The 4,922-nt window shown below is 73.6% G+C and carries 6 protein-coding genes and 1 pseudogene; 4 read left to right on the top strand and 3 right to left on the bottom strand.

From position 1 onward, the window contains the following. Both G3I53_RS23675 and G3I53_RS23680 read right to left on the bottom strand, forming a co-directional pair. The coding region (locus tag G3I53_RS23675) for a serine/threonine-protein kinase (RefSeq protein WP_343240677.1) at window positions 1–960 on the bottom strand (960 nt) is incomplete at its 3' end. A 189-nt stretch (window positions 961–1,149) separates the two neighbouring features. Next, window positions 1,150–1,890 carry a VOC family protein gene (locus G3I53_RS23680; RefSeq protein ID WP_164337967.1) on the bottom strand — a complete coding sequence of 247 codons (741 nt, stop codon included), beginning with the start codon at window positions 1,888–1,890 and terminating at the stop codon, window positions 1,150–1,152. Window positions 1,891–2,024: 134 nt separating this feature from the next. On the opposite strand from G3I53_RS23680, the gene G3I53_RS23685 reads away from it, so the two are divergent. Continuing rightward, window positions 2,025–2,660 carry a TetR family transcriptional regulator gene (locus tag G3I53_RS23685; RefSeq protein WP_164337969.1) on the top strand — a complete coding sequence of 212 codons (636 nt, stop codon included), beginning with the start codon at window positions 2,025–2,027 and terminating at the stop codon, window positions 2,658–2,660. A 133-nt stretch (window positions 2,661–2,793) separates the two neighbouring features. Here the strand turns inward: G3I53_RS23685 and G3I53_RS23690 are convergent, their stop codons facing one another. After that, window positions 2,794–3,246 carry an Lrp/AsnC family transcriptional regulator gene (locus G3I53_RS23690; protein ID WP_164337968.1) on the bottom strand — a complete coding sequence of 151 codons (453 nt, stop codon included), beginning with the start codon at window positions 3,244–3,246 and terminating at the stop codon, window positions 2,794–2,796. 82 nt (window positions 3,247–3,328) lie between these two features. Here G3I53_RS23690 and G3I53_RS23695 point away from each other — a divergent pair, with 82 nt between their 5' ends. The 3 genes and pseudogenes from G3I53_RS23695 (at window position 3,329) to G3I53_RS23705 (ending at window position 4,861) form a co-directional block, all read left to right on the top strand. After that, window positions 3,329–3,955 (top strand): LysE family translocator, encoded by a 627-nt coding sequence (locus G3I53_RS23695; RefSeq protein ID WP_164438742.1) that lies wholly within the window; start codon window positions 3,329–3,331, stop codon window positions 3,953–3,955. 39 nt (window positions 3,956–3,994) lie between these two features. After that, window positions 3,995–4,279: pseudogene (locus tag G3I53_RS34090) on the top strand (acetyl-CoA acetyltransferase); the annotation flags it as partial. Between the two features lie 156 nt (window positions 4,280–4,435). Continuing rightward, complete coding sequence (locus tag G3I53_RS23705; RefSeq protein WP_164336675.1) at window positions 4,436–4,861, top strand: pyridoxamine 5'-phosphate oxidase family protein; 426 nt, start codon at window positions 4,436–4,438, stop codon at window positions 4,859–4,861. The last annotated feature ends 61 nt before the right edge of the window (window positions 4,862–4,922 follow it).

Consider the following 4,922-nt stretch of genomic DNA (forward strand, 5'->3'; position numbering starts at 1 on the left):
CGGCACGGGGGGCCGGGCCCCGCCGGCACTGCGTCCCGTGCCGTGGGCGGGCCGCGGGGTCCGGCGGCCGCCCCGGCGGGACTCGATCAGGTGCACCGCCCGCTCGGGCAGCCAGGCGGACGCCGTCCCGCTGTCGTCGGAACCGGAGCCGAACAGGTGCGGGGCGAGCTGGGCCTGGAGGTCGGCGGGGTTGGGGCGTGCCGTGGCGTCCATCTGCATGCAGGACTCGATCAGCGGACGCAACTCGTCCGGCAGGCCGTCGAGGTCCGGGCCCTCGCGCAGCAGCATGAAGACCGTCTCGACCGGGTTGGCCCCATGGAAGGGCGGGTGGCCGGTGGCGGCGAAGACCAGCATCGAGCCGAGCGAGAACACGTCGCTCGCGCCGGTGACGCTGCGCGAGTCCTTGGCCTGCTCGGGCGACATGTAGGCGGGGGTGCCGACGGCGACGTTCGTCATCGTCAAACGGGTGTTCGACACGCCGGACGCGATACCGAAGTCGATCACCCGCGGGCCGTCCTCGACGACCAGCACGTTGGACGGCTTGAGGTCGCGGTGGACCAGTCCGGCGCCGTGGATGGACTGGAGCGCCTCCGCCACACCCGCGGCGAGCCAGCGCACCGCCTGGGCCGGCAGCGGCCCGCACTCGTTCACTATCTCCTCGAGGGAGGGCGCGGGGACGTACGCGGTGGCCAGCCACGGCACGGCGGCCCGGGGGTCGGCGTCCACCACGGCCGCGGTGTAGAAGCCGGAGACCGCGCGGGCCGCCTCCACCTCGCGCGTGAAGCGGACCCGGAACAGCTGGTCCTCGGCCAGCTCGGTCCGGACCGTCTTGATCGCCACCCGCCGCCCGGACGCCGAGCGCGCGAGATAGACCAGCCCCATGCCACCGGCACCCAGCCGTCCCAGCACCTCGAACGGCCCGATACGCCGCGGATCGTGCTGCGTCAGCTGATCCACCACTTGCCTGCCACCTCCCCGTACGAGTCGCGCCACCGCCTGTGCGCGCGACCGAAGTGCAGCGTCTCACCACCGCACCGCCGCGGCGGCACGCCCCCCGATTCTTCCTGTCCGGCGCGCAGGTTGCGAACCCGGGGACAAAGGGGATGTCCAGGCATATTCACGACATGAGCGGCCCATCGGGCGGGCGGTTCAGCGGCGCAGCAGCGCGAAGGACGCCCCCTGGTTGTCGGTGACCACCGCGACGGTGCCGTAGGAGGTCTCGAAGGGCGGGACCTGGACCCGCCCGCCCAGCCGGGTCACCTCCGCCGTCGCGGCGGCCGGGTCCTCGGCGGCGAAGTGCACCAGGAAGTGGGGCGGCATCTCGGCGGGGAACACGTCGGAGACGGGCGCGCGGCCGAAGTCGGGCTCGGCGCCGGGGCCGAAGAGGGCGTCGTGGAAGAGGTCCCCGTAGAAGGTGTTGGCCGCCTCGGTGTCCCGCGTGTACAGCTGCACCCAGGCGAAGGTGCCCGGCTCGTGGCGGCGGCCGAAGCCGCGGTGCGCGTCCGGCTGCCACAGGGCGAACACGGCCCCCTCGGGATCGGTGACGAGCGCGGAGGTCCCGAGGCCGTCGACCGGCAGCGGGGCGGAGACGACCTGTCCGCCCGCGGCACGGATCCGGCGGCACATGGCCTCGGCGTCCGGGGTGGCGAAGGACACCGTCCACACCGTGGGGAGCCGACCGTCGGTCTTCCGTCCGAGGGAGGCGACGGGCTCACCGTCCTTCAGCGCCCGCACACCGCCCGCCGGGCGCTCCTCGAAGGTCCACCCGAAGAGTTCGCCGTAGAACCGCCTGCCCGCCGCCACGTCCGGAAGCTGCGCGTCCGCCCAGCACGGGGCGCCCTCCGCGTACTCGGGCTCCCTCGTGTGCCGCGATGCCCTGTTTTCGGCCATGTCGCCAACGTAGCCGGGTCGCACGCAGCCCGCAGACCAGGCACATCAGGCCCCTGGAACCCGCACACCCCATTTGCAGTCGGCCGAATCGCGCTCCCATCGCCCCTCGGTAAGCTGACGACATGACAGGACAAGTGCGTACCGTGGACGGCCGCGTGGCCGGCCGACGTGGGCAGGCGACCCGGCAGAAGCTGCTCGACTGCCTCGGCGAGATGCTCAGCTCCTCCCCCTACCGGGACGTCAAAGTCATCGATGTCGCCAGGAAGGCCGGGACCTCACCCGCCACCTTCTACCAGTATTTCCCGGACGTCGAGGGCGCGGTTCTGGAAATCGCCGACCGGATGGCCGCCGAGGGCGCCGAGCTGACCGAACTGCTCGAGGGCCGGTCCTGGGCCGGCAAGGCGGGCTGGCAGACGGCGCAGGAACTCGTGGACGGCTTCCTGGACTTCTGGCGCCGCAACGACGCGATCCTGCGGGTCGTCGACCTCGGGGCGGCCGAGGGCGACAAGCGCTTCTACAAGATCCGCATGAAGATCCTCAACTCCGTGAACAACTCCCTGGCGGACGCGGTGGCCGAGCTGCAGGCCAAGGGGCGGGTCGACAAGGACGTGAACCCGGCGGCGATCGCGGGTTCGCTGGTCACCATGCTCGCGGCGGTCGCCTCGCACCAGAAGGGGTTCACCTCCTGGGGCGTGAAGCAGGCGGAACTGAAGCCGAACCTGGCGCTGCTGGTGTACCTCGGCGTCACCGGCAGGAAGCCCACCCGGTAGCCGCCCGGCGGCCTCCTTCCTTCTCTTCACGTCTCGCACGTCTCGCAAGTCCTGTCCGGCAGGCGGCGGTTCACTCCGGTGGCCGCCGCCTGTGCCGTTTCCGGGGCGGATCACCCGGCCGGGGGTGCCCGGGTCAGGCGGGCAGCGGGCGGTCCTTCACCAGGTGCTTCATCACCAGCGTGGACGTCAGCCGCTGCACGCCCGGCAGCGTGGCCAGCCGCTCGTCGTAGAGCCGCTGGTAGGCGGTGAGGTCGGCGGCGACCACCCGCAGCAGGTAGTCCGGCTCCCCGAACAGCCGCTGCGCCTCCAGCACCTCGGGCACGTCGCTGACGGCCCGCTCGAACTCCCGGACCGTGTCCCGGTCCTCCTGCCGCATGGACACGAACACCAGCGCCTCGAAGGCGAGGCCCACCGCGGCCGGGTCGACGACCGCACGGTAGCCGCTGATCGCCCCCGACCGCTCCAGTTCCCGCAGCCGCCGGTGGCAGGGCGAGACGCTCAGCCGCACACGCGCCGCCAGTTCGGTCACCGTCAGCCGGCCGTTGTGCTGGAGCTCCGCAAGAATCTTCCGGTCCATGTCGTCCATGAGGGAAATTCTGCCTCAGCAGGCCCGGAGAGCGGAAAAATACGGGAACACATTCGGCCGGAATCCGCCTAATCTCGCCGGCATGGACACCGGGACCCTCCTCTCCTTCCTCGCCCTCGACCTGATGCTGGTGTGCGTCCCGGGTGCCGACTGGGCGTACGCGATCTCGGCCGGGCTGCGCGGGCGGTCGGTGGCGCCCGCGGTCGGCGGCCTGGTCGCCGGGTACGCCCTGCACACCGCGCTGGCCGCGGCCGGCCTCGCGGTCCTCGTCGCGGGCTCCCCGGTCCTGCTCACCGCGCTGACCGTGGCGGGGGCGGGCTACCTGGTGTGGCTGGGCTGGAGCGTCCTGCGCCGCCCGGGCACCCCGGGCGCGGACCGCGACGCCCCGCGGGAGGGCGCGGGCCGGGCCTTCCGCCGGGGCGCGGTCATCAGCGGCCTCAATCCCAAGGGCCTGCTGCTCTACCTCTCGGTGCTCCCCCAGTTCCTGGTCACCGGGGACGGCGCCCACCTGCCGGTGGCGGCGCAGACCGTCGTCATGGGGCTGGCGCACATGGCGTGCTGCGCCGCCGTCTACCTCACGGTCGGCGTCGCGGCCGGCGCCGTCCTCGGAGCCCGCCCGGCAGCCGCCCGGGCGGTGGTCCGCACCTCGGGGGCCGCGATGCTCGGCATCGGCGCCCTGCTGCTGGTGCAGCGGCTGGCACTGCTGTGAGCGTCGCGCTCGCGCTCGCGCGTTACGCACGCTCCAGCCGGCTTCGGCCCGAAGGGCGAGGGCGGGGCGTTCGTCGGGGACGGGCGGCTGCGGGTGGCGGGCGGCGCGCTGCCGGTGAACACCGACGGGGGCGGGCTGGCTGTCCGCCCGGCATCCGGGCATGCGCGGGCTGTTCCTGCTGGGGAGGCCGTGCGGCAGTTGCGCGGCGAGGGCGGGGCCCGGCAGGTGCGCCGGTCCGACGGCTCCCTCCCCCGGCTGGCGGTCGCCTCGGGGACGGGCGGCTGGTTCTGCTCGTCGGGGACAGTGGTGCCGGGCCGGGGGTGAGCGCCCCCGGCCTCCCCCTGCGGCACGGCCGGGCGGCTTTCGGCCGTCCGGGGGACGGGAGGAACACGGGGTGTACGGGCCTCGTTGTGCTGCACGCGAGCGCATGACACGCCCGTGTGGACGACCCGACGCTTCCAGCCGCAGGAGGATTCCCCCATGGCCCTGAGCCGCGCAGAGCGTGAACAGTTCCTGGCCGAGCCCCGTGTCGCCGCCCTGTCCGTCGCCGGGGAGCCGGGGCGGGCCCCGCTGACGGTGCCGATCTGGTACCAGTACGCGCCCGGCGGGGACGCCTGGATCCTCACCGGCCGGGACAGCCGCAAGCACCGGCTGATCGGCGCGGCCGGACGGTTCTCGCTGATGGTCGACCGGCTCGAACCGAGCATCCGCTACGTCTCCGTCGAGGGGCCGGTCGTCGACACCACCCCGGCCACCGTCGGACTCCTGCGGGAGATCTCCGCCCGCTACCTGCCCGCCGAGAAGGTCGACGGCTACGTCGACTACGCCTGGGAGGCCCACGGCGACCAGATCGTCATCCGGATGCGTCCGGAACGCTGGGTGTCCTCCGACCTCGGCTCGCTCTGACCCGCCCGCCCGGGGCGGGGCCGGGCTCGCGCCGGGCGCCGGCTCGGGGCGCCCGGCGTCC

This window comes from Streptomyces sp. SID14436, from assembly GCF_010548465.1.
GTDB lineage: Bacteria > Actinomycetota > Actinomycetes > Streptomycetales > Streptomycetaceae > Streptomyces.